The organism is Streptomyces sp. NPDC052052, assembly GCF_040680455.1.
Classification (GTDB): domain Bacteria; phylum Actinomycetota; class Actinomycetes; order Streptomycetales; family Streptomycetaceae; genus Streptomyces.
Map to the genome: position 1 here is coordinate 1 of NZ_JBFAWU010000017.1, position 23063 is coordinate 23063.

The following is a 23063-nucleotide window of genomic DNA, read 5'->3' on the forward strand; positions in this document are numbered from 1 at the left end:
CGTGTCCGATTCCCGGTCGAAGCGGGTCAATCATTTTCCGCCTTCCGGTTCCTCGCTTTCGCGATTTCCCTTTCGGCGGCTCCAACCTTACCAGACTCTTTCCGTCCCGATTCCGGTCCGAATTTGAATTCTGATGGCTGTTGGAGTGGCCTTTGCCTTTCGGCGGGACCGACTTTATCAGAGTTTCTGAGTCGGAATTTCCGCCACCCCTGGGTGCCGCTGCACATGGATGCGCCGCGGTGCTTCCCTCTGAGGCGGAGCCGCCAACGTACTGGAGCGGGGCGCCCCGATGCAAATCGGGGCGCCCCGCTCCGGAGTTCAGACCTGCCGGGGTCAGACCTCGACGACGACAGGAAGGATCATCGGCCGCCGACGGTAGGTGTCGGAGACCCACTTGCCCATCGAACGGCGGATGAGCTGCTGGAGCTGGTGGGGCTCCAGCACGCCGTCCTGCGCGGACCTGTTGAGCGCGTCCTCGATCTTCGGCACGACGGCGTCGAACGCGGAGTCGTCGATACCGGAGCCACGAGCCTGGATGTAAGGGCCGCCGGTGATCTTGCCCGTAGTGCTGTCGACCACGACGAAGACCGAGATGATGCCCTCCTCACCGAGGATGCGTCGGTCCTTCAGGGAGGTCTCGGTGACGTCTCCGACCGACAGGCCGTCGACGTAGACGTAACCCGCCTGAACCTTTCCGACGATCTTGGCCCTGCCGTCGACGAGGTCGACCACGACGCCGTCCTCGGCGATCACGATGTGGTCCTTGGGCACACCGGTGAGGGCGCCCAGTTCGGCATTGGCCCTGAGGTGGCGCCACTCACCGTGGACCGGCATCAGGTTCTTCGGCTTGCAGATGTTGTAGAAGTACAGCAGTTCGCCGGCCGAGGCGTGGCCCGAGACGTGGACCTTGGCGTTGCCCTTGTGGACCACATGGGCGCCCCAACGGGTCAGCCCGTTGATCACGCGATAGACCGCGTTCTCGTTGCCCGGGATCAGCGACGACGCCAGGATCACGGTGTCGCCCTGGACGATGCGGATCTGGTGGTCGCGGTTCGCCATGCGCGAGAGCGCGGCCATCGGCTCGCCCTGGGAGCCCGTGCAGACCAGCACGACCTCGTCGTCCGGCAGATCGTCGAGGGTCTTGACGTCGACCACCAGGCCCGCCGGGACCCTCAGGTAGCCGAGGTCGCGGGCGATGCCCATGTTGCGCACCATGGAGCGCCCGACGAAGGCGACCCGGCGGCCGTACTCGTGTGCCGCGTCGAGAATCTGCTGGATGCGGTGCACGTGGCTGGCGAAGCTGGCCACGATGATGCGCTTTTGGGCGTTGGCGAAAACCGTGCGCAGGACGTTGGAGATGTCCCGCTCGGGCGGTACGAAGCCGGGGACCTCTGCGTTGGTCGAGTCCGAGAGCAGAAGGTCGATGCCTTCCTCGCTCAGCCGGGCGAACGCGTGCAGATCGGTGAGCCGGCCGTCCAGCGGGAGCTGGTCCATCTTGAAGTCACCGGTCGCCACGGCCATGCCCGCAGGCGTGCGGATGGCGACCGCGAGCGCGTCCGGGATGGAGTGGTTGACCGCGACGAACTCGCAGTCGAACACACCGATGCGCTCCCGCTGGCCCTCGGCGACTTCGAGGGTGTACGGACGGATGCGGTGCTCCTGGAGCTTCGCCTCGATCAGCGCCAGGGTCAGCTTGGAGCCGATCAGAGGGATGTCGGGCTTCAGGCGCAGCAGATACGGGACGCCACCGATGTGGTCCTCGTGGCCGTGCGTGAGGACGATGCCCTCGATGTCGTCGAGACGGTCCCGGATCGTGGTGAAGTCCGGCAGGATCAGGTCGATGCCGGGCTGCTCCTCCTCCGGGAAGAGGACGCCGCAGTCGACGACGAGCAGGCGGCCGCCGTACTCGAAGACCGTCATGTTGCGGCCGATTTCACCGAGGCCACCGAGCGGGGTGACCCGGAGGGCGCCCTTCGGGAGCTTCGGCGGGGCGCCGAGTTCGGGATGCGGATGGCTCAAAAGACTCTCCTTACCACGCACGCCACGTACCGCTTGGGCACGTGGCGCGCATGTCATTCGTGCACTTGCTGTTGTCTGTGATGTCGCTCTTGCGAGTGTTCTTCGCTTATTCAGTTGTGAAGTCTGTGGCTACAGCTCTACCCCGCCGGCGGCGAGATCGATCTTGAGCTGCGCCGTTTCCTGTGCGGTGAGTTCCACCAGGGGAAGCCGCAGCGGGCCCGCGGGAAGGCCCTGGAGGGCCAGTGCGGCCTTGGTGGTGATCACGCCCTGGGTGCGGAACATGCCGGTGAAGACCGGCAGGAGCTTCTGGTGGATCTCCGCGGCCTTCTGGACGTCGCCGCCGAGGTACGCGTCGATCAGGGCACGCAGGTCGGGGGTGACGACATGACCGACGACGGAGACGAACCCGACGGCGCCGACCGAGAGGAGCGGCAGGTTCAGCATGTCGTCGCCGGAGTACCAGGCGAGGCCGGAGCGAGCGATGGCCCAGCCGGCGCGGCCTAGGTCGCCCTTGGCGTCCTTGTTCGCGACGATGCGCGGGTGCTCGGCCAGACGTACGAGGGTTTCCGTGTCGATCGGTACACCGCTGCGGCCGGGAATGTCATAGAGCATCACCGGCAGGCCGGTGGCGTCGGCAATGGCCGAGAAGTGCTGGAAGATGCCTTCCTGCGGCGGCTTGTTGTAGTACGGCGTCACGGCGAGCAGGCCGTGGGCCCCGGAGCGTTCGGCCGTGCGCGCGAGCTCGATGCTGTGGCGGGTGTCGTTGGTGCCGATACCGGCGACGACGTGGGCCCGGTCCCCCACTGCTTCCAGTACGGCCCTGACGAGCTGGTCTTTCTCCGCGTCGCTGGTGGTCGGAGACTCGCCGGTGGTGCCGTTGATGATCAGGCCGTCGTTGCCTGCGTCCACCAGGTGGACGGCGAGCCGCTGGGCGCCCTCGAGGTCGAGTGCACCGTCCGCCGTGAAGGGCGTGATCATAGCGGTGAGGACCCGCCCGAAGGGGGTCTGCGGAGTGGAGATCGGAGCCATGGGTAACACGCTACTCGCTGCTCAGCGCCCAATGCCCCCTCGGGGGGACACGCCGTAGGAGCCCGGCACTGCCTGCTCGGGGGTTCAAGCAGTGCCGGGTCCGTTTGATCAGCCTAGATGAACTTCATGAAACGCCGCAATACGGACACCGCTCACGGGGCTACACGTCCGTTCCTGTTGAAGGCGGCGTGGGTGAGCGGCATGAGGCGGGCCCAGTGCTCCTCCATCTGCTCGCCGACCATCTCGATCTCCCGCTGGGGGAAGGACGGCACCTTCGCCAGCTCGTGCTGGGTACGCAGACCGAGGAAATGCATGAGCGAACGGGCATTGCATGTGGCGTACATCGAGGAGAACAGGCCGACGGGGAGCACCGCACGGGCGACCTCCCGGGCCACTCCGGCGGCGAGCATCTCCTGGTACGCCTCGTACGCCTGGCGGTACGAGTCCTCCATGACGCGGCCGGTGAGCTCCTGCTGGGCCCGGGTGCCCTCGACGAACTCGTACTTGCCGGGGCGGCCCTGCTGGACCAGCTTGCGCGACTCGCCCGGGACGTAGAAGACCGGCTGGAGCTCCCTGTAGCGGCCCGATTCCTCGTTGTACGACCAGCCGACGCGGTGCCGCATGAACTCGCGGAAGACGAAGATCGGGGCGCTGATGAAGAAGGTCATCGAGTTGTGCTCGAACGGGCTGCCGTGCCGGTCGCGCATCAGGTAGTTGATGAGCCCCTTGGAGCGCTCGGGGTCCTTGGTGATCTCGTCCAGGGACTGCTCCCCGGCCGTGGAGACACGGGCCGCGAAGAGGACGTCGGAGTCGTTCGCGGCGTGTTTCACCAGGTCGACGGTGACATCACTACGGAAGCTGGGCTTTGCGGGCTCGGGGGTCTCGGTCACCGGCGGGGTCCTTCCAATTGCGTCGCTCGGGCGGCGCCCACTCTACGGGCCGCCGCTGACAGCGAGGGCAGGACGGGGCGTCTGGGGACTTCTTCGACGAATTCGGCGTTTCGGGCACCGAACGGGGCTGTCGTACGTCTGACTCAACAGCAACACCCCTGAAAGAGTTCAAGGAGAGCTTCCTCATGTTCCGCCGGCGGGAGTCCGTCCCGTTCTCGTTCGTGGCCGAGGCCGACCGGTTCCGCAGCAACGTCACCCCGCCGCCGCGGGAGCGCGCCAGCGTCTCCCGCCTGGCCGGACGGTCCCTCGTCGGGCTGACGGTCGTCGCAGGTCTGGTCGGGGCGCTGGTTCTCGGCATGCCCGCGCTGAGCCCCGCCCAGGGGCCCTCGCACACCCAGCAGACCGAGGCCGCCCACGGTCACTGACTCCTACGGGCCCCCTGGAGTGGTCGGGGCGGTGGACTCCTCGGTAGCCTCACCGGGCACAGCAATCGAGCGTGTTTGTGAGTGAGGATCAGACGTGCCCCTGCCCTTCCTGACGGCCGACCGCGCGTTTCACGCGGGTGCTGAGGACGTTGCGCTGTCGTCCGACGACCACGCGAGCTGGCGGCGTCCGTACCGCCCGGGCCCCTGGCGGGTCGCAGCCGGGGCCTCCCTGCTGCTGCTCGCTTCGTTTGTCATGCTCGCGGGAATGGTGATCGCGTTGGCCGGCGCGGTGTCGGGCGCCGTCGTGTGTCTGACGCTCGCCGCCGTGCTCATCGGCTGCGCCCTGCGGCTGCTGCGGATGGGTGCCTGGGTGAGCCGGCACGGTGTGCGCCGGGTCGGCTTCTTCATGACGACGACCGTGCCGTGGCGACGGGTCACGGCCATCCGCACGGTGCAGCAGCCGGTGAAATGGCTCGGGTTCCCCCGCACGGTGCAGGGGCAGGCCCTGATCGTCGTACGCCAGGGAGGCGCGCCGATCGAGCCCCTGCTCACCGACAACAACGCGGATTTCCTGACACGGCGCGAGGCGTTCGACCGGGCGGCCGACACGGTCGAGGCGTGGGGGGACGAGTACCGGCGCCGATGAGGCACAGGGGTACCAGGACCGCCCGGCGGCCGTGTGTCGCCGGGCGCCCGAAGGGCCGGGGCGGGGTCTCAGTCGCCGGGCGGCCGTGATGATTCGGCCGACGCGGTCCGTCCCGGTACCGGCTTCGCGTGCAGGGCGATGGCGCGCTGCATGGCCTTGCGGGCGCGAGGGGTGTCCCTGGCGTCCTGGTAGGCGACCGCCAGGCGGAACCAGCAGCGCCAGTCGTCCGGCGCGTCCTCGGTCTCCTCACGGCGCCGTGCGAAGACCGCGTCCGCGGACTCACGGTCGATGCGGCCCGACGGGGTGCGGACGAGTTCGTCGACCGGCAGACCGCCCTCCGCGTCGAGCTCCGCGGCCAGCGCGTTGGCCCGTGCCACGAACTGGGTGTTCTTCCACAGGAACCAGACCCCGATCACCGGCAGGATCAGCACCGCGATCCCGAAGGCGACCGTCAGCAGTGTGCCGTGCCGGATGAGCAGGACGCCACGGCTGCCGACCAGGACGAAGTAGAAGACGAGGACGGCAGCGGTGACGAAGTACGTGATCTTTGCGCGCATGGCGGGGCTCAGTCAGTTCAGGTCGAGGAAGTGTTCCAGGCCGAACGTGAGGCCGGGAGTGGTCACCACGCGGCGTGCGCCGAGCAGGATGCCCGGCATGAAGCTGCTGTGGTGCAGGGAGTCGTGTCGGATGGTGAGGGTCTCTCCCTCGCCACCGAGCAGCACCTCCTGGTGGGCGAGGAGGCCACGGAGCCGGATCGCGTGGACCGGGACTCCGTCGACGTCCGCACCGCGGGCGCCGTCCAGGGCGGTGGTGGTGGCGTCCGGCTGCGGGGCGCAGCCGGCCTCCCTCCGGGCCTCGGCGATCAGCTGCGCGGTGCGGGTGGCGGTACCCGAGGGGGCGTCGGCCTTGTTCGGGTGGTGCAGCTCGACGACCTCGACGGATTCGAAGTAGCGCGCGGCCTGCTGCGCGAACTTCATCGTGAGGACGGCGCCGATGGAGAAGTTCGGCGCGATGAGCACGCCGGTCTCCGGTGAGCCGGCGAGCCAGGTGTTCAGCTGTGCGAGCCGTTCGTCGGTCCAGCCCGTCGTGCCGACGACGGCGTGGATGCCGTGCCGGACGCAGAAGTCCAGGTTGCCCATCACCGACGCCGGGGTGGTGAGTTCGACGACGACCTGGGCACCGGATTCCGTGAGGGTCTCCAGCCGGTCGCCACGCCCCAGGGTGGCCACCAGTTCCATGTCGTCGGCCGCCTCGACGGCTCGTACCGCCTCGGATCCGATGCGGCCCTTGGCGCCGAGAACGGCCACGCGCAGCTTGCTCATTGCTCTGTTTCCTTACGGGGGTTAGGAGACCGCTTCGTCGAGACGGCCGGCCTGCTTGTCCTTGAGCGGGCCGATGACGGAGAGCGAGGGACGGTGTCCGAGGACGTCGCGCGCGACCGCGCGGACGTCATCGGGGGTGACCTGCGCCATCCGGGCCAGCATGTCGTCGACCGACATCTGGTCGCCCCAGCACAGTTCGCTCTTGCCGATGCGGTTCATCAGCGCACCGGTGTCCTCCAGGCCGAGCACCGTGGAGCCGGAGAGCTGGCCTATGGCGCGCCCGATCTCCTCGTCGCTCAGGCCTTCGGACGCCACCCGGTCGAGTTCGTTCCGGCAGATCTTGAGCACGTCGTGGACCTGGCTGGGACGGCATCCCGCGTACACGCCGAAGAGTCCGCAGTCGGCGAAGCTGGAGGTGTAGGAGTAGACGCTGTAGGCGAGGCCGCGCTTCTCCCGCACCTCCTGGAAGAGACGTGAGCTCATTCCGCCGCCGAGGGCGGTGTTGAGTACGCCGAGTGCCCAGCGGCGGTCGTCGGTGCGGGCCAGGCCGGGCATGCCGAGGACGACATGGGCCTGCTCGGTGCGGCGGTTCTGCACCTCGACGCGCCCGGCGGCACGCAGGCTGCGGGAGCCCTGACGGGGGGCGACCGGGACGGCGTCGGTACGGGACAGGGCGCCCGCACGCTCGAACGCCTTGCGGACCTGGCGTACGACCGTGGCGTGGTCGATGTTGCCCGCGGCGGCCACGACCAGGTGCGTGGGGTCGTAGTGCTTCTTGTAGAAGCGGGCGATCCGGCCGCGGTCGAGCGCGTTGATGGTGTCGACGGTGCCGAGGACCGGGCGGCCCAGCGGGGTGTCGCCGAGCAGGGTGTGCGCGAACAGGTCGTGCACGCAGTCGCCGGGGTCGTCCTCGGTCATCGCGATCTCTTCGAGGATGACGCCGCGCTCGGCGTCGACGTCCTCGGCGGTGATCAGCGATCCGGTCAGCATGTCGCAGACGACGTCGATGGCCAGCGGCAGGTCGGTGTCGAGGACCCGCGCGTAGTAACAGGTGTACTCCTTCGCCGTGAAGGCGTTCATCTCGCCGCCCACCGCGTCGATGGCGGCGGATATGTCGAGGGCGCTGCGCTTGGCCGTGCCCTTGAAGAGGAGATGTTCGAGGTAGTGCGTCGCACCGTTCAGGCTGGGGGTCTCGTCGCGTGATCCGACGTTGGCCCAGATCCCGAAGGTGGCGGAGCGGACCGTGGGCAGCGTCTCTGTGACGACGCGGAGACCGCCCGGAAGGACGGTGCGGCGGACCGTGCCGGTGCCGTTGGTGCCCTTGAGAAGCGTTTGGGTACGGGCGACGGCCCGCGCCTTGGAGGAGGCGCGGGCCGTCGTCACGGAACTACGGGACGTCACTTGGCGGCGTCGTCCTTCTTCTCGTCTTCTTCGCCCTCGATGACGGGGACGAGGGAGAGCTTGCCGCGGGAGTCGATCTCGGCGATCTCGACCTGGACCTTGGTGCCGACGCCGAGCACGTCCTCGACGTTCTCCACGCGCTTGCCACCGGCGAGCTTGCGGATCTGCGAGATGTGCAGCAGACCGTCCTTGCCCGGCATGAGGGACACGAACGCACCGAAGGTGGTGGTCTTGACGACCGTACCCAGGTAGCGCTCGCCGACCTCCGGCATGGTCGGGTTGGCGATCGAGTTGATCGTGGCACGGGCGGCCTCGGCGGCCGGTCCGTCGGCGGCACCGATGTAGATGGTGCCGTCGTCCTCGATCGTGATGTCGGCGCCGGTGTCCTCCTGGATCTGGTTGATCATCTTGCCCTTGGGGCCGATGACCTCACCGATCTTGTCCACCGGGATCTTGACGGTGATGATCCGCGGGGCGTTCGGGGACATCTCGTCCGGGACGTCGATGGCCTCGTTCATCACGTCGAGGATGTGGAGGCGGGCGTCGCGGGCCTGCTTCAGCGCGGCGGCCAGGACCGAGGCGGGGATGCCGTCGAGCTTGGTGTCGAGCTGGAGCGCGGTGACGAACTGCTTCGTACCGGCGACCTTGAAGTCCATGTCACCGAAGGCGTCCTCCGCACCGAGGATGTCGGTGAGGGCGACGTAGTGGGTCTTGCCGTCGATCTCCTGGGAGATCAGACCCATGGCGATACCGGCGACGGCGGCCTTGAGCGGCACACCGGCGTTCAGCAGCGACATGGTGGAGGCGCAGACCGAGCCCATGGACGTCGAGCCGTTGGAGCCCAGCGCCTCGGAGACCTGGCGGATCGCGTAGGGGAACTCCTCGCGCGACGGCAGCACCGGCACGATGGCGCGCTCGGCGAGCGCACCGTGGCCGATCTCGCGGCGCTTGGGCGAGCCCACGCGGCCGGTCTCACCGACGGAGTACGGCGGGAAGTTGTAGTTGTGCATGTAGCGCTTGCGGGTCACCGGGGAGAGGGTGTCCAGCTGCTGCTCCATGCGGAGCATGTTGAGGGTGGTGACGCCCAGGATCTGCGTCTCGCCACGCTCGAAGAGCGCCGAACCGTGCACCCGCGGGATGGCCTCGACCTCTGCGGCGAGCGTACGGATGTCCGTGACGCCACGGCCGTCGATGCGGACCTTGTCCTTGATGACGCGCTCGCGGACCAGCTTCTTGGTCAGGGCGCGGTACGCGGCGGAGATCTCCTTCTCGCGGCCCTCGAAGGCCGGGAGGAGCTTCTCGGCGGCGATCTCCTTGACGCGGTCCAGCTCGGCCTCGCGGTCCTGCTTGCCGGCGATGGTGAGGGCCTGGGCCAGCTCGGACGTGACGGCGGCGGAGAGGGCCTCCAGGACGTCGTCCTGGTAGTCCAGGAAGACCGGGAACTCGCCGGTGGGCTTGGCGGCCTTGGCGGCGAGGTCCGACTGGGCCTTGCAGAGGACCTTGATGAACGGCTTCGCGGCCTCGAGACCGGAGGCGACGACCTCTTCGGTCGGGGCCTCGGCGCCGTCCTTGACGAGCTGGATGGTCTTCTCGGTGGCCTCGGCCTCGACCATCATGATCGCGACGTCGCCGTCCTCCAGGACGCGACCGGCGACGACCATGTCGAAGACGGCGTCCTCGAGCTCGGTGTGCGTCGGGAACGCGACCCACTGGCCCTTGATCAGGGCGACACGGGTGCCGCCGACCGGGCCGGAGAAGGGCAGGCCGGCCAGCTGCGTGGAGCAGGAGGCGGCGTTGATCGCGACCACGTCGTAGAGGTGGTCGGGGTTGAGCGCCATGACCGTCTCGACGATCTGGATCTCGTTGCGCAGGCCCTTCTTGAAGGAGGGGCGCAGCGGGCGGTCGATCAGACGGCAGGTGAGGATCGCGTCCTCGGAGGGCCGGCCCTCACGACGGAAGAAGGAGCCGGGGATCTTGCCGGCGGCGTACTGCCGCTCCTCGACGTCCACCGTCAGGGGGAAGAAGTCGAGCTGGTCCTTGGGCTTCTTGGAAGCGGTGGTGGCCGACAGCACCATGGTGTCGTCGTCCAGGTACGCAACGGCGGAGCCGGCGGCCTGCTTGGCCAGGCGGCCCGTCTCGAAGCGGATGGTGCGGGTGCCGAAGGTTCCGTTGTCGATAACGGCCTCGGCGTAGTGGGTCTCGTTCTCCACTAGCGTTTTCTCCGATACATATCGTCTTCCCGCCCCCACGCCCGTGTGGCGAGGGACGGTTGCGGAGAAGCCCTCCATCGGCGGGCCGGTCTTCGATCGAAGCACCCGGGTCGATGAGTCCGGGGGCCACTACCGAGGACCGGCGGCGGGGAGTCTTCTTCTCGCTCGTCTGTGGGATGTCCTTCGACCAGGTTACTGAGATTCGGCTCAGCTTGGCATTCCGGCCGTGCGGGCGGGCCCGCGACATCCCGCACATGCGTACGTACGCACAATCGTGCGTACACCAAAGGGAGCGGCCCCCTGGACGTGGGAACCGCTCCCTTCACGGCGTATTACTTGGCGCCGCCGGCCGCACCGCGGCGGATGCCGAGGCGCTCGACCAGGGCACGGAAGCGCTGGATGTCCTTCTTGGCCAGGTACTGCAGAAGGCGCCGGCGCTGGCCGACCAGGATCAGCAGACCACGGCGGGAGTGGTGGTCGTGCTTGTGCGTCTTGAGGTGCTCGGTGAGGTCCGAGATGCGGCGGGAGAGCATGGCCACCTGGACCTCGGGGGATCCGGTGTCACCCTCCTTGGTGGCGAACTCGGCCATGATCTGCTTCTTCGTAGCGGCGTCGAGCGACACGCGGTACTCCTCTTTGGTGTTCGATGCGTCCACGAGCGCCCCTGGTCTTGGCCTCAGGGGGTCTTCCGTTACTCGTGGGCGAAGGTCCGATGGGCGCAGCTCCCAGGATGATCCGGGAGCGCGTACACAAACGGCCGTCACACAGGGTACCAGTCCCTGCCGGACGGGCCTGCAGGGAGCCGGGCGGCCGAGGCCGGGACGGACTCCGTCAGCTGGTGAGGGCCCTGGCCCTGGCGAAGACGTCCAGCACGGCCAGACAGAGCGGGACCAGAGAAAGGAGCACAGTGCTCTCGGCCAGGTCGAGGAGGCGACCCCAGAACGGGGACAGGCCCTTGCTGGGAATGATCAGGCCGATCGCGGTGAGCAGGGAGGCCCCGGCTGCGACGGCCACGGAGAGCCAGATCGTACGCAGATCCAGGGAGCCGCGGTCGCCGTATCGGACCAGCTCGAACAGCAGATCCGACGGGGGGTTCAGGGAGAGGCCGAGGACCAGCAGGGCGACCGCGCCGATGCCCGCCACCAGGACGCAGGCAACCTGCGAGGTGTAGCGGAAGAGGCGGGCGCGCATCAGCATCGCGAGTCCGGCGGCCAGTGCCAGGAACTGGCCCCAGATGTTGTCCGAGAAGCCGAGGACGGCGGCGCAGCCCACGACGACCGCCGCGCACCCGCCGACCAGGCCGAGCAGCATCTCGTGGCCGCGGCGGGCCTGGGCCGCGATGCGGTCGGCGTCGACGGGCGTGCCCTGTGCCCGGGATTCCGCGTCCGCGTCGGCGAAGCTGTCGTCGTAGCCGCCGGGCGCGCTGCGCGGCGAGGCGTAGCCGATGGGCAGCCGGGCGAAACGGGCAGAGAGACCGGGCAGGAAGGCGACGAGGCCGAGGGCGACCGGGGCGCAGACCGCGGCGGTCTCGGTGGCGGAGGCCTCGGTGAGGATCGCGACGAAGGTCGCCAGGGTGCCGACGGTGGCGAGGAAGGTCGCCGCGACGAACGGGGCGTCGCCGCTCGGTGTGAGGACGACCAGTGCGACCGAGGCGACGAGCACGGCGACGCAGCCCAGCAGGAACTGCAGTCGGCCGGGCCCCTGCCCGGCGTCCGGACCGATGATGCCGGAGCCCGCGATCAGTACGAGAGGCAGTGCGCCGAGACCGAGGGCGACGGCGGTGGCCCGGTCCGCGTAGACCCGGGCACGCACGCCCGCGAACGCGGTCAGCAGCAGTCCGGCGGAGCCGGCGACGATGCCGGGCAGACTGTGCATGTCGTGCCGTACCGGGTCGGCGAACCAGAGCACGAAGCCCATCAGGACGAGCAGCAGCACCCCGCCGACCAGGCCGGCCGCGCGCAGCAGTTCGTCGCTCCACAGATGGCGGTCGCGGGTGACGGCCGAGGCCACGGCGTCCGAGACGTCGTCGAAGACGGCCGGCGGCAGCGACTGGGCGAAGGGGCGCAGGCTGAGGATCTCGCCGTCCAGGACCTGCTGGGCGGCCAGGGTGCGCGCACCGTCGAGGACCGTGCCGTCGCGGCGGACGAGATGGTATCCAGTGGGAGTTCCGACCGCCTCGGTCTGGCCGGTGAGGCGGAGGATCTCCGGATGGACATCCGCGACCGCGAGATCCTCCGGCAGAGCCACATCGATCCGACTGTCGGGCGCCACGACAGTCACACGGCAGAAGCCCGTCGCTGCGGTCGAACTCACCTGTCTCGTCCCCCTGGTTCGCGGTTGCGCACGGCACGCGCCACCCTACCGGGAGAAGGACGGGACCTTGGCAAGTAGGATCGCGGTCTCGCGGAGGGACCGTCCGCAGACAAAGGCAGCCACGGGGGCTTCGGTGCACCATCGGCCGGCCATGCGCCCATCCGTACCGAGGGATTGATGTTTCGGTGACCCAGATCGTCGTGAAGCGACCTCCGCGAGCCCTGCCGCCGGAAGTCCCCATGGACGAGTTGACGTTGGAGTCCCCGCCCGAACTGCCGCGCGGGCAGCAGGAGGGCATGCTGATGCAGATCCTGCCGGTGCTCGGCATGGGTTCGTCGGTGGTCTTCTTCTTCTCGCCGCAGGCCGCTCCGTTCATGCGGATCATGGGTGTTCTGATGCTGGTGTCCACCGTCGGAATGGTGATCGCCCAGCTGGTTCGCCACCGGCGCGGCACACAGGGGCAGATGGCCGATGTCCGGCGTGATTACCTCAAGTACCTGGCGCAGACGCGTCGTACGGTGCGCCGGACGGCGCGGCGGCAGCGGGACGCACAGCTGTATCTGCAGCCCGCGCCGGACCAGTTGTGGTCGGTGGTCGCCGAGGGCAGCCGGGTGTGGGAACGGCGAGTGGGCGACGGGGACTTCGGGCAGGTGCGGGTCGGGCTGGGGGCGCAGCAGCTGGCCACTGCCCTGATCGCACCCGACACCGCTCCGGTGGACGAGCTGGAACCGATGTGCGCGGGTGCGATGCAGCGATTCCTCGCGGTGCACGGGTCGTTGGACGGGTTGCCGATGGCCGTGTCGATCCGGGCCTTCTACCACGTGACGGTCTCCGGTCAGCCGGAGGCGGCCCAGTCGGCGGCGCGGGCGCTGGTCGCACAGCTGGTGACGCTGCACTCCCCCGAGGATCTGGTGGTCGCGGTGGTGGCGGCGCGGGGTGCGGTGCCGCGCTGGGAGTGGACGAAGTGGCTGCCGCATGTGCAGGCGCCGGGGCAGGTCGACGGGGCGGGTACGAAGCGCCTCTTCGGGGATGACCTGGGCGAGTTGGAGCAGCTGCTGGCGAGCCGGCTCGACGGCCGGCCGCGGTTCGCGCGGGAGGGGCAGCCGCTGCTGGACCAGCCGCACATCGTGGTGGTGCTGGACGGTGGGATGGTGCCGCCCGATTCGCGGTTCGCGGCGGCCGAGGGGCTGCAGGGTGTGACGGTCGTCGAAGTGGTGCCGGGGGAGCTCGGCGAGCCCCGCGGCGGTCTCTCCGTGGTGGTGCGGCCGGGACTGCTGCGGCTGGAGTCCGGCTCGGGGCTGGCGTACGAGGGTGTGCCGGACGGGATCTCGCTGCCGGTGGCCGAGGCGCTGGCCCGGCAGCTGGCGCCGCTCCGGATGGGCGGCGGCGACGATGACGAACCTCTGCTGGCCAACCTGGACTTCACGGATCTGCTGAACCTGGGCGATGCGGATTCGGTCGATGTGGCACGAACCTGGCGGCCCCGGTCGGTCTCCGAGCGGCTCCGGGTGCCGATCGGTGTCGGCGAGGACGGCCTGCCGGTGATGCTGGACCTGAAGGAAGCCGCGCAGGAGGGCATGGGCCCGCACGGGCTGTGCGTCGGTGCCACGGGTTCCGGCAAGTCGGAGCTTCTACGGACCCTGGTGCTGGGGCTCGCGGTCACGCACTCCTCGGAGACGCTGAACTTCGTGCTCGCGGACTTCAAGGGTGGTGCGACGTTCGCGGGGATGTCGCAGATGCCGCATGTGGCGGCCGTGATCACCAACCTCGCGGACGATCTGACGCTGGTCGACCGCATGGGGGACGCGATCCGCGGTGAGCTGCAGCGGCGACAGGAGCTGCTGCGGTCGGCGGGCAACTACGCCAACATTCACGACTACGAGAAGGCGCGGGCAGCGGGGGCGGCGTTGGAACCGCTGGCCTCGCTCGTGCTGGTCATCGACGAGTTCTCCGAACTCCTCACCGCCAAGCCCGACTTCATCGACATGTTCATCCAGATCGGGCGGATCGGGCGTTCTCTGGGCGTGCATCTGCTGCTGGCCTCGCAGCGGCTGGAGGAAGGCAGGCTGCGCGGGCTCGACACGTACCTCTCGTACCGGATCGGTCTGCGGACCTTCTCCGCCGCCGAATCGCGCACGGCCCTGGGGGTACCCGATGCGTACCATCTGCCATCCGTACCCGGCTCCGGCTACCTGAAGTTCGGTACGGACGAGATGACGCGATTCAAGGCGGCGTACGTGTCAGGGACGTACCGGACCGGCGGACCCGATCTGCCGGTGGGAGCGCTGCCGATCGAGCGGCGGGCCGCGGTGTTCAGCGCGCTTCCGGTGCCGGTCGTGTACGCGGCACCCGACCCGGCGCCTTCGGCGGCCGCCCGTACGGCCACGGAGGACGATGCGCTCGCCGACACGGTGCTCGATGTGATCGTGGGCCGTCTGGAGGGGCAGGGAGTGCCCGCCCACCAGGTATGGCTGCCGCCGCTGGACCGTGCGCCGGCGCTGGACCAGCTGCTGCCGGAGCTCGCACCGACCGCCGAGCGCGGTTTCACCGCGACGGAATACACCCGCCCGGGTGGGCTGGCGGTGCCGCTCGGACTGATCGACAAGCCTTTCGAGCAGCGGCGCGAGGTGCTGTATCAGGACTTCTCCGGTGCGGCGGGCCACATGCTGGTCGTCGGCGGGCCGCAGTCCGGGAAGTCGACGCTGGTACGGACCCTGATCTCGTCGTTCGCCCTCACCCACACCCCGCACGAAGTGCAGTTCTACGGGCTGGACTTCGGTGGTGGCGGTCTGGTCTCGCTGGCGGAGCTGCCGCATGTCGGCGGGATGGCCTCCCGGCTGGACCCGGAACGGGTGCGGCGCACGGTCGCCGAGGTCACCGGTGTGCTGAACCGCCGTGAGGAGTTCTTCCGTGCCCACTCCATCGACTCCATCGCCACCTACCGGCGCAAACGGGCGCTGGGTGAACTGCCCGGCGAGGCATGGGGTGACGTCTTCCTGGTCGTGGACGGCTGGGGCGGTTTCCGGGCCGAGTACGAGATGCTGGAGCAGGTCGTCACCGACATCGCCGCTCGCGGGCTCGGCTATGGCGTCCATGTCGTCATCACGGCCGCCCGCTACATGGAGGTGCGGGCGGCGCTGAAGGACCAGGTCCTCGGCCGGCTGGAGCTGCGGCTGGGCGACGTCATGGACTCCGAGTTCGACCGCAAGGTCGCGGCCAATGTGCCCGCGGGCGTCCCGGGCCGGGGCCAGGTGCCGCAGAAGCTGCACTTCATGGGGGCGCTGCCGCGTATCGACTCCTCCAGCAGTGCCGCTGATCTCTCCGACGGCACGGCCGCGTTCGTGGGGATGGTGAAGGCGCACTGGACGGGTCCCGCGGCTCCTGCGGTACGGCTGCTGCCGCGCAGGTTCCCGGCCGATCACCTGCCGAAGGGCTTCGAGTTCCCCCAGCGGGGCATCGCGATCGGCATCGACGAAACCGAACTGGAGCCGGTGTTCGTCGACTTCGAGACCGATCCGTTCTTCCTCGTCTTCGGAGAGAGCGAGTCGGGGAAGACCAATCTGCTGCGGCTGATCGCGAAGCAGATCGCGGAGCGCTACTCCCCCGACGAGGCGAAGCTCGTGGTCGGTGACTACCGGCGAGGGCTGCTGGGTGCGCTTCCGGAGAGCCATCTGCTGGAGTACGCGCCGATGGCGAGCTCGATGCAGATGCACATGGAGGCGCTGGCGGGAGTGTTCGCCCGGCGGCAGCCGCCGACGGATGTCACGCCGCAGCAACTCCGTGACCGCAGCTGGTGGTCCGGCCCGCAGATCTTCATCCTCGTCGACGACTACGACCTGGTGGCGACGAACGCGGGCAATCCGCTGGCCCCACTGGCGGAGTACCTTCCGTTCGCCCGGGACACAGGCGTCCGCTTCATCATCGCGCGCAACTCGGCGGGAGCCTCACGGTCGATGTACGAGGCGTTCATGCAGCGCATCAAGGAGCTGGGGGCGCAGGGCGTGGTGCTGTCCGGCGACCCGTCCGAGGGCGACCTGATCGGTTCGGTACGCGGGCACGCGATGCCGCCTGGGCGCGGTTACTTCGCCTCGCGGCGCCGGGGAAACCCGTTGGTACAGATCGGACGGCTGCCGGAGCAGAGCTGAGCCGGCGCAGGGGTCCTGCCGCCCGTACCACCGTGCACGGAAGCTGTAAACACCGGGCCTCGGGGTACGGGTGCGGGGATAGTCTGCTCGCGGGCGACGAACACGTTCCGCCGCAGGAGAGGAAAGGCAACTGATGGGCACGCAAGCCGAGAAGGACGAACTGTACGCACTCGACATCTCTGGGGTCGAGTGGCTGAGTGCGCCCGGTACCGAGGAGGCCGAGGAGCGTGTCGAGATCGCGCATCTTCCGGGCGGCGCGGTGGCGATGCGGTCCTCCCTGGATCCCGGGACCGTGCTGCGGTACACCGAGGCCGAGTGGCGGGCCTTCGTCCTGGGCGCGCGGGACGGCGAGTTCGACCTGAAGTAGTCGTTGCCGCAGGAAGGAAGAGGGGCACGCCCGTCGGTGCGTGCCCCTCTTTCGGTGCGTGTGCGGGCGGTCAGTACGCCTCGGTGAACGCGCGCGAGGCCTTGAGGTCCGTGGCCCGGTAGCTGTCCTTGCCGGACTCGACGATCTTCGCGACGTGCTCCAGGCGGGTCTTCATGTGTTCCGCCTTGCCCTTGTACTTCTTCTGCAGGTTCACGTACTCGCCGTGGGCCTCACCGTCCCAGGTGTCCGTGACGACCTTGAGGGCGGCGTCCATCTCCTCCAGGTCCTTGCAGATGTTCCGCGACACCGTACGAATACGGTTCGCCATCTCCTGGACGCTCGCGTACCTGACCTTGGTGTTCGGGTCCTGCCCCATGGGTGTTCTCCTCGTGCTCAGCGGATGCGGAAGGGGTGGTGCGGCGCGGCTCAGATGCTGTTCAGTCCGGAGGTGTTGCCCGACGACGCCTGCTCCTTGACCGCGTTGAAGGCCGCACGGACCTCCTCGTCGTTGGCGTTGCTGAGGTTCTTCGTGCTGCCCACGGCGTTGAGCAGCACGTTGAGGAGCCGGCGGATCTCGTCGTGGTCCTCATTGATCATGATCTGCGCGGACGTGAATCCGGAGGCACCGACACCGGTCCATCCGGCACTGACCGTGGCGAGGATGTCGGCCAGTTCCCGGGACTGACGGGACACCGCTTGGGCCGTCTCAATGATCTTGTTCTTCGCCTGGACGATAGGATCGTCGGCAAGTCCGAAACCACCTGCGGGGTTGGTCATCCGGAGGTCCTCTTCTCTCGGTTTCCGGCCTGTCCGCGCGTGCGGCCAGGCTTCTTCCTGTCCCCCGTGCGCTCCGGCAAAGGAGGGGCGAACTCGGAGCCACGGAGCGCTTCATCGGCGTTCCCGCTCCGGAACCGGACTCGGTCACTTCTCGTTCCCCCGTCACACACGTGAAGTCCGGGAACACCCTAGCCACTTCGTCGGAACGACCCAACTGCGGTCCGGACAGAGCGAGTCCGCGCGCACGGTGGATGCGGAACTCGCGGTGGATGCTGTCATCGGGGCGCACGCCGGCGTCGCGCGTCACGGACGACCGTCGCGGTTCCGGCGATCACACCGACCAGTACGGCCGCCACGGCCAGAGCGTAGGTGGCGTACCGCTCGCTGCGTTCCTGCGATGTCTCCGACAGGGAGAGCCGCGCGGGCTCGGGTGCCGGGGCCCGGGACGGTGCCGGGTCGGGATGCGGGGCGTCCTGCGGGGCGTCGTCGCCGGACAGGGCCCGGACCGGGTCGACGACGCCCCAGCCGACGAAGTCGTCGTGTCCGGTGACGGACCGTTCGGCGGTCTGCTCGATCCGGGCGACGATCTGGGCCGCCGTCCACTGCGGGTACTTGGCACGCATCAGGGCGGCGACCCCGGCCACGTACGGCGCGGAGAAGCTGGTGCCGTTGTCGGTGCACTGTCCGTTGCCCGGGACAGTGGAGACGATGTCGACGCCCGGTGCGGCGACGCCGACGAACTCACCGGCCTGGGAGAAGGGAGCGCGTTCGTTGTTGCGGTCGGACGAGGCGACGGCGAGGACCCCGTCGAAGGCCGCGGGGTAGGTGCGCTTCCGCTTGCCGTCCATGCCGTCGTTGCCCGCGGAGGCGACCACGACGATGTCCTTGGCGAGCGCCCTCGCCACTGCCCTGCCCAGCGCCGAGTTCTCCGTCAGGGGTTTCGTCGTGTCCTGGGAGATGTTGATGACATCGGCGCCCTCGGCGATCGCGTGGTCGATGGCGGTGGCCATCGTGGTGTCCTTGCCGCTGTTCTTCTCGTCGTTCTGGCGGATCGGGATGATCGTGGCCTCGGGAGCCAGTCCGACGAATCCGGTGCCCTTGCGGGGGCGGGCGGCGATGATACCGGCGACCTTGGTGCCATGGCCGACCTCGTCGACGGTGCCGTCGCTGCTGCCGCCCTTGAGGTAGTCGGCGCCCGCCGAAGCGTCGACGGCCGTCCTGAGCTGCGGGTTGACGTCGTCCACGCCGGTGTCGATGACCGCGACACGTACGCCCTTGCCCTTGGTGTCCTGCCACAGTTCGTCCAGCAGGACCCGTTGCAGCGGCCACGGGCGGCCCTCGTACTGCTGCTTCATCGGGAAGGTGCATTCACCGCCGCCGTCTATGCCCACCTCCGTGCCCACGTCCCCGGGGCTCCGGACGCCTTCGGCGGCGTTCGCCGTCCCGGCCCCCGTCAGTGCGGCCAGTGTGACGACGATCGTCGCCGCCAGGGCCGTCTCGCGGTACGACATCAGTTCCTCTCCCCGGATCCCGCGATGCGCGGGACGCCGGAACGTCATGAACCCTGGGGCTGCCGGGCGCTGTTGGTGTCGAGCCGGGGGCCCTTGGACAGGAACTCCGACCACGCGGCCGGTACGAGAGCGGGCGTCACCTTCTCGTAGCCGAGCCTGCTCTGCGCCTGGCTGGGCTCGGGGCGGCCGTCCGGCTGCTTCTGCTCGTCACCCGTTCCGATGCCGGAGTGCTGCGCATCGCTGTCGCCGTTCGCCTGCACCGCGTAGCGCAGTCCGGTGTCGGTCACCAGGAAGAGCGATCCGCCGGGGCTGGACTGCCGGCCCTGGACCTGGGTATAGAGCAGGCCGCTGCCGGGGGTCACATAGGTGCTGGTGCCGCCGGCGCTGATGGTGGCCGGGTAGGCGCTGCCCGCCCAGGTGCTCAGGGTCGGGCGGCCCGAGCCGTCGACCTCGCGCAGCACACTGCAGACGGTGTCGCGGCCGCCGGTGCCGCCCTCGACGGAGTTCACCTGGGTGGTCCTGCCGGCCGGCCAGTGCGCGGCCTGACCGGTGAACGTCGTGGCGTCGGGCACGAAGTCCTGCAGACCGACGGAGCGTGCCTCGCCCTCCAGGTTCAGACCGGCCGTCTGCGGGGCGTTGATCAGCAGCCAGGCGGTGAACTCGGACACCGGCTGGACCTTCCCGTCGAGCACGACGGAGTAAGCGATGCCCTCGCCGGTCCGGGTCCTGAGGACCATGCCGACCCTGTTCTCCTCGGCGGAGAGCTGTCCTTCGACATGGGCCGGGGCCCCGACGGTTCCGGGAATCCGCGGGAAGACGATCGGGCTGCCGTCGTGCAGGGTGGCCAGCCAGTCGTCAGTGACGGACTGCGGCTTCCTGCTGCCGACCAGGGCGCTGGTCAGATGACCGTGGTCGGCAGCGGTCTCGTCGATGCGGTACTTGGTCCCGCCCGCGTCGACGAGATAGCGGGAACGGTCCTGGCCCTGCACATACAGCACCTGTCCGCCGCTGAGCCGATTCCTGCCCTCGGTCAGCCCGTTGTCGCGTGCGGCGAAGACGAAGGCGGCCTTCTGCACGCTGTTGCCCTTGCCGCCGGGCTGTACGCAGACGGCCCACCGCTTGGCCGTCCCGGCGTCCTTCGCCTCGGGCAACCGGTCGGGGGCGTAGGGAATGCCGAGGATCGGTCCGCGCGGGGGCTTGCCCGCGTCCAGGACCTCGTCGGCCACCTGAATGACGTCGTAGTTCTGCGGGTTGAGGAGCAGCCGAGCCGAGGCAAGGTTCAGCACAGGGTGCAGCAGGGTCTTTTTCTTCTTGCCCTTGCCGGTGGTGAGCACGACATAGCGAGTGGTGGACTTCTTGCCGACGATCACCTTGGTGCCGGGCTTGTCCCAGTCCTTGGGCGCGGTGGGCTTGAACATGCCGAAGGCACCGAAGCCCGCGAGCACGAGCGCGCCGACGACCATGCTCGGCAGGACCGCGCGCAGCGGCCTTGGGGCGCCCTCGTCGGTACCGGTGGGCGAGGGTTGGAGAAATGCCGCCAGCGTGCGCTTCTTCGCAAAGGTATACGCGTTGAGCTCATCCCGCCGTGATGCCATGAGTCGTTCTTCTCCCCTGTCTCCCCGCGTGGCACCGGAGCGGTCGCGGCATCGGCCCGCCGTCGGGCCCGCGATGCCGGACCGGGGTGCCGGACCGGCCCCCTACTATGCCTGCTGACCGCAGGCGGTTGCGGGGCGGGTAGGGTGATGCAGCCGCCGAAGCCCCACACGGATCAGGCGGATTACGGGTGGAGTTGGGGACCGATGAACGGGGGGAATGCCGGAATGACGGCTTCCGCGACACGGACACGTCCGGCCGGGAACGCAACAGTCCCGACCGTCCCCCCGCCCGGTGGCCCACCGGCCTCCCGCACTTCGTCGCGGGGTGCCCGGGGACGGGCTTCCGCACGACCGGGCGGACGCCTCACCCAGCTCGGTTCGTTCCGATTGCAACAACTCGTCCTGCTGGAGATCGCCGCCGCGCTGCTGCTCGTGGCCTGGGTGGTCGAACCCCTGCTGCTGGTCCCGGCCGCCGTGGTCGCCGCGTTGCTGGTGCTGCTGGCTCTCCTGCGCAGACACCGCCGCTCGCTCCCCGAGTGGCTGGGCACCGTTTTTTCGCTGCGCGCCCGTTCCCGCAGGGCCGGTTCGCTGTTGCCGCCCGCGGGCACGGAGCCGGGACTCGCGCCCGTCGTCGAGTGCGATCCGGCGTTGCGTACGTACTCCTTCAGCGACCGCGACCGGCGGCCGGTCGGCATGATCGGTGACGGCACGTTCGTCACGGCCGTTCTCCAGGTCGAGTCGGACGCCTCGGCGCTCAGGCCCGACCGCTCCGCACGGCCACTGCCCTTGGCGCTCGTGAGGGATGTGCTCGAAGTCGACGGCATCCGGCTGGAGTCGGCGCAGGTCGTACAGCACACGCAGCCCGCACCCGCACCGCATCTGCCGCAGCAGTCCGTCGCCGCACGCAACTACGCACCGTTGCAGGCCCAGACGGGTTCGCCCGCTGTCCGGATCACCTGGGTCGCACTGAAACTGGACCCGGAACTCTGCCCGGAGGCCGTGCAGGCGCGCGGCGGTGGCATCACGGGGGCACAGAAGTGTGTGGTGCGCGCGGCCGACCAGTTGTCCAGCAGGCTGGCCGGGGCCGGTTTCCGCGCGACGGTTCTGACCGAACAGGAGTTGACCTCCGCGATCGCGACCTCGGTCTGCGCCAGTGTGTCGGCCATGGCTCAGGCCGGCCGGAGCGAGGCGCCGGTACGCCGTACCGAGGAGAGCTCGCGGGCCTGGCGCTGCGACGACCGGTGGCACACCACTTACTGGGTGGCACGCTGGCCGCAGTTCGGCGGCAGGGGCGGTGCCGCGATGCCGCAGCTCGTCGCCCTCCTCACCTCGATGCCGGCACTGGCCACGACCTTCAGCCTCACCTTGGGGCACGGCGAACGGCAGGGAGTCCGGGTCACCGGGCACGTCCGGATCACCGGCCGCAGTGACGAGCAACTCGTCCGGGCCCGCCACGAGTTGGAGCGCACGGCCCGTGGGGTCAAGACCTCACTGGTACGGCTCGACCGCGAACAGCTGCCCGGTGTGCTCGCCACGTTGCCGCTCGGGGGTACCCGCTGATGTCCGTACCCACACGTACGCGTGCCCGGCTCGGCTTCGGGCTGATCGGCCCGCGTCGCGAGCGGCAGTCGATCACACCGGACCAGTTGGCTTCGCTGGCCCTGCCGGTCGGTGACGACGGCGTGGTCATCGGTGTGGATGCCCAGGACCGTCCGGCCGTGCTCGGCATCAACCGCCCGACTCCGTACGACGTCACACTGATCGGCGGACTGTGGACGGCGCAGGTGCTTGCGCTGCGCGCAGCCGCGACCGGGGCGCGAATCGTCGTGGAGACGGCGCGCGCCCAGGCATGGACGACACTGGCGCACGCGGCGGGCGGCGGCCAGCCGTGCATCACCCTGCACGATGTGGGCCGGGTGCCGCCGCAGGGTCCCTCCGCGGGCTCCCCCGTGGTCGTGGTGCGGGACTGCGGTATGCGGCCGCCGCGTGGGCGGGTGGTGTCCGGGCCGTGGCAGTCCGTGCTGACGCTGCTGCCGTATCTGAGCCCGGTGGCTCCGAGGCTGATCGAGAAGTCCGCGCTGGTCGGCGTCCAACGGGTCTCGCCCGATGAAGCCGCCCAGATCGGCCGGATGATGCATCTTCCGGCCGGTGAGACGCAGGCGTTGTCCACGCTGGCGGACGGAGTGTCCCTCTGGTGCTCGGGGCGTGACCGGGAGTTCGTGATGACCCGGGCGACCGACGCGGAGACCGGGCTGCTCGGCGCCGCCCGCCGGGTGGACTGACAGGAACCGAGCCGGGGCGTACGAAGCATGCAGCGTTCCGTACACGGGTGTTCGGGTTTGACCGCTTCGCCCTTTCGTGTTGGGCCGCACTCGGTCCACTTGGAGAGCGTTGCGTGATGCAGGGGACATCT

Annotated in this window: 19 protein-coding genes; 6 read left to right on the top strand and 13 right to left on the bottom strand. The window is 69.2% G+C overall.

All coding sequences use genetic code 11. The annotated features are described in order from the left end of the window. Positions 1 to 333: 333 nt before the first annotated feature. The 3 genes from AB0L71_RS20870 to thyX form a co-directional block, all read right to left on the bottom strand. Positions 334 to 2019: a ribonuclease J gene (locus AB0L71_RS20870; protein ID WP_365244899.1), complete on the bottom strand. Its 1686-nt coding sequence runs from the start codon at positions 2017 to 2019 to the stop codon at positions 334 to 336. 129 nt (positions 2020 to 2148) lie between these two features. Beyond that, the gene (gene dapA / locus AB0L71_RS20875) at positions 2149 to 3048 is read right to left on the bottom strand and encodes a 4-hydroxy-tetrahydrodipicolinate synthase (RefSeq protein ID WP_365244902.1); all 900 of its coding nucleotides are present in this window, start codon (positions 3046 to 3048) and stop codon (positions 2149 to 2151) included. Between the two features lie 152 nt (positions 3049 to 3200). Continuing rightward, on the bottom strand, positions 3201 to 3938 hold the full coding sequence (thyX, locus tag AB0L71_RS20880) for an FAD-dependent thymidylate synthase (RefSeq protein ID WP_365244905.1): 738 nt from the start codon (positions 3936 to 3938) through the stop codon (positions 3201 to 3203). Between the two features lie 185 nt (positions 3939 to 4123). Here thyX and AB0L71_RS20885 point away from each other — a divergent pair, with 185 nt between their 5' ends. Next, entirely contained in the window at positions 4124 to 4363 is a 240-nt protein-coding gene (locus AB0L71_RS20885) for a hypothetical protein (protein WP_365244907.1), read from the top strand. 94 nt (positions 4364 to 4457) lie between these two features. Next, on the top strand, positions 4458 to 5009 hold the full coding sequence (locus AB0L71_RS20890; protein WP_365244909.1) for a hypothetical protein: 552 nt from the start codon (positions 4458 to 4460) through the stop codon (positions 5007 to 5009). A gap of 68 nt (positions 5010 to 5077) precedes the next feature. Here AB0L71_RS20890 and AB0L71_RS20895 read toward each other — a convergent pair whose 3' ends face one another. The 6 genes from AB0L71_RS20895 to eccD form a co-directional block, all read right to left on the bottom strand. Beyond that, positions 5078 to 5566, bottom strand: coding sequence for a hypothetical protein (locus tag AB0L71_RS20895; RefSeq protein WP_365244911.1), 489 nt, complete (start codon positions 5564 to 5566; stop codon positions 5078 to 5080). Positions 5567 to 5578: 12 nt separating this feature from the next. Beyond that, entirely contained in the window at positions 5579 to 6331 is a 753-nt protein-coding gene (gene dapB / locus AB0L71_RS20900; RefSeq protein ID WP_365244914.1) for a 4-hydroxy-tetrahydrodipicolinate reductase, read from the bottom strand. A gap of 21 nt (positions 6332 to 6352) precedes the next feature. Further along, positions 6353 to 7732, bottom strand: coding sequence for a pitrilysin family protein (locus AB0L71_RS20905; RefSeq protein WP_365244917.1), 1380 nt, complete (start codon positions 7730 to 7732; stop codon positions 6353 to 6355). Beyond that, on the bottom strand, positions 7729 to 9942 hold the full coding sequence (locus AB0L71_RS20910; protein ID WP_365244920.1) for a polyribonucleotide nucleotidyltransferase: 2214 nt from the start codon (positions 9940 to 9942) through the stop codon (positions 7729 to 7731). The genes AB0L71_RS20905 and AB0L71_RS20910 overlap by 4 nt, the downstream gene beginning before the upstream one ends. A 332-nt stretch (positions 9943 to 10274) precedes the next feature. Then, positions 10275 to 10565 carry a 30S ribosomal protein S15 gene (rpsO, locus tag AB0L71_RS20915; RefSeq protein ID WP_365245323.1) on the bottom strand — a complete coding sequence of 97 codons (291 nt, stop codon included), beginning with the start codon at positions 10563 to 10565 and terminating at the stop codon, positions 10275 to 10277. 208 nt (positions 10566 to 10773) lie between these two features. Beyond that, complete coding sequence (eccD, locus tag AB0L71_RS20920; RefSeq protein ID WP_365244923.1) at positions 10774 to 12255, bottom strand: type VII secretion integral membrane protein EccD; 1482 nt, start codon at positions 12253 to 12255, stop codon at positions 10774 to 10776. A 185-nt stretch (positions 12256 to 12440) separates the two neighbouring features. On the opposite strand from eccD, the gene eccCa reads away from it, so the two are divergent. Together eccCa and AB0L71_RS20930 are read left to right on the top strand one after the other, a co-directional pair. Next, positions 12441 to 16400 (top strand): type VII secretion protein EccCa, encoded by a 3960-nt coding sequence (gene eccCa, locus AB0L71_RS20925; RefSeq protein WP_365244926.1) that lies wholly within the window; start codon positions 12441 to 12443, stop codon positions 16398 to 16400. Between the two features lie 133 nt (positions 16401 to 16533). Next, entirely contained in the window at positions 16534 to 16767 is a 234-nt protein-coding gene (locus tag AB0L71_RS20930) for a DUF397 domain-containing protein (protein ID WP_329813693.1), read from the top strand. Positions 16768 to 16837: 70 nt separating this feature from the next. Here the strand turns inward: AB0L71_RS20930 and AB0L71_RS20935 are convergent, their stop codons facing one another. From AB0L71_RS20935 to eccB, 4 genes are all read right to left on the bottom strand, one after another. Further along, a complete protein-coding gene (locus tag AB0L71_RS20935) occupies positions 16838 to 17143 on the bottom strand; it encodes a WXG100 family type VII secretion target (protein ID WP_365244929.1) in 306 nt (101 codons plus the stop codon). A 50-nt stretch (positions 17144 to 17193) separates the two neighbouring features. Beyond that, on the bottom strand, positions 17194 to 17544 hold the full coding sequence (locus AB0L71_RS20940) for a hypothetical protein (protein ID WP_365244932.1): 351 nt from the start codon (positions 17542 to 17544) through the stop codon (positions 17194 to 17196). A gap of 275 nt (positions 17545 to 17819) precedes the next feature. After that, positions 17820 to 19055 carry a type VII secretion-associated serine protease mycosin gene (mycP, locus tag AB0L71_RS20945; RefSeq protein WP_365244935.1) on the bottom strand — a complete coding sequence of 412 codons (1236 nt, stop codon included), beginning with the start codon at positions 19053 to 19055 and terminating at the stop codon, positions 17820 to 17822. Between the two features lie 44 nt (positions 19056 to 19099). Then, the gene (gene eccB, locus AB0L71_RS20950) at positions 19100 to 20650 is read right to left on the bottom strand and encodes a type VII secretion protein EccB (protein WP_365244938.1); all 1551 of its coding nucleotides are present in this window, start codon (positions 20648 to 20650) and stop codon (positions 19100 to 19102) included. Between the two features lie 225 nt (positions 20651 to 20875). Between eccB and eccE the strand changes: the two genes are divergently transcribed. Continuing rightward, a complete protein-coding gene (eccE, locus tag AB0L71_RS20955; protein WP_365244941.1) occupies positions 20876 to 22210 on the top strand; it encodes a type VII secretion protein EccE in 1335 nt (444 codons plus the stop codon). Next, the gene (locus AB0L71_RS20960; RefSeq protein WP_365244944.1) at positions 22210 to 22932 is read left to right on the top strand and encodes a hypothetical protein; all 723 of its coding nucleotides are present in this window, start codon (positions 22210 to 22212) and stop codon (positions 22930 to 22932) included. The genes eccE and AB0L71_RS20960 overlap by 1 nt, the downstream gene beginning before the upstream one ends. The last annotated feature ends 131 nt before the right edge of the window (positions 22933 to 23063 follow it).

Bases quoted from the DNA above. Each gene is read 5' to 3' on its own strand.
- dapA (WP_365244902.1), bottom strand. From the start codon at position 3,048: ATGGCTCCGATCTCCACTCCGCAGACCCCCTTCGGGCGGGTCCTCACC.
- AB0L71_RS20885 (WP_365244907.1), top strand. From the start codon at position 4,124: ATGTTCCGCCGGCGGGAGTCCGTCCCGTTCTCGTTCGTGGCCGAGGCC.
- AB0L71_RS20895 (WP_365244911.1), bottom strand. From the start codon at position 5,566: ATGCGCGCAAAGATCACGTACTTCGTCACCGCTGCCGTCCTCGTCTTC.
- dapB (WP_365244914.1), bottom strand. From the start codon at position 6,331: ATGAGCAAGCTGCGCGTGGCCGTTCTCGGCGCCAAGGGCCGCATCGGA.
- AB0L71_RS20930 (WP_329813693.1), top strand. From the start codon at position 16,534: ATGGGCACGCAAGCCGAGAAGGACGAACTGTACGCACTCGACATCTCT.
- AB0L71_RS20935 (WP_365244929.1), bottom strand. From the start codon at position 17,143: ATGGGGCAGGACCCGAACACCAAGGTCAGGTACGCGAGCGTCCAGGAG.
- AB0L71_RS20940 (WP_365244932.1), bottom strand. From the start codon at position 17,544: ATGACCAACCCCGCAGGTGGTTTCGGACTTGCCGACGATCCTATCGTC.
- mycP (WP_365244935.1), bottom strand. From the start codon at position 19,055: ATGTCGTACCGCGAGACGGCCCTGGCGGCGACGATCGTCGTCACACTG.
- eccB (WP_365244938.1), bottom strand. From the start codon at position 20,650: ATGGCATCACGGCGGGATGAGCTCAACGCGTATACCTTTGCGAAGAAG.
- eccE (WP_365244941.1), top strand. From the start codon at position 20,876: ATGACGGCTTCCGCGACACGGACACGTCCGGCCGGGAACGCAACAGTC.
- AB0L71_RS20960 (WP_365244944.1), top strand. From the start codon at position 22,210: ATGTCCGTACCCACACGTACGCGTGCCCGGCTCGGCTTCGGGCTGATC.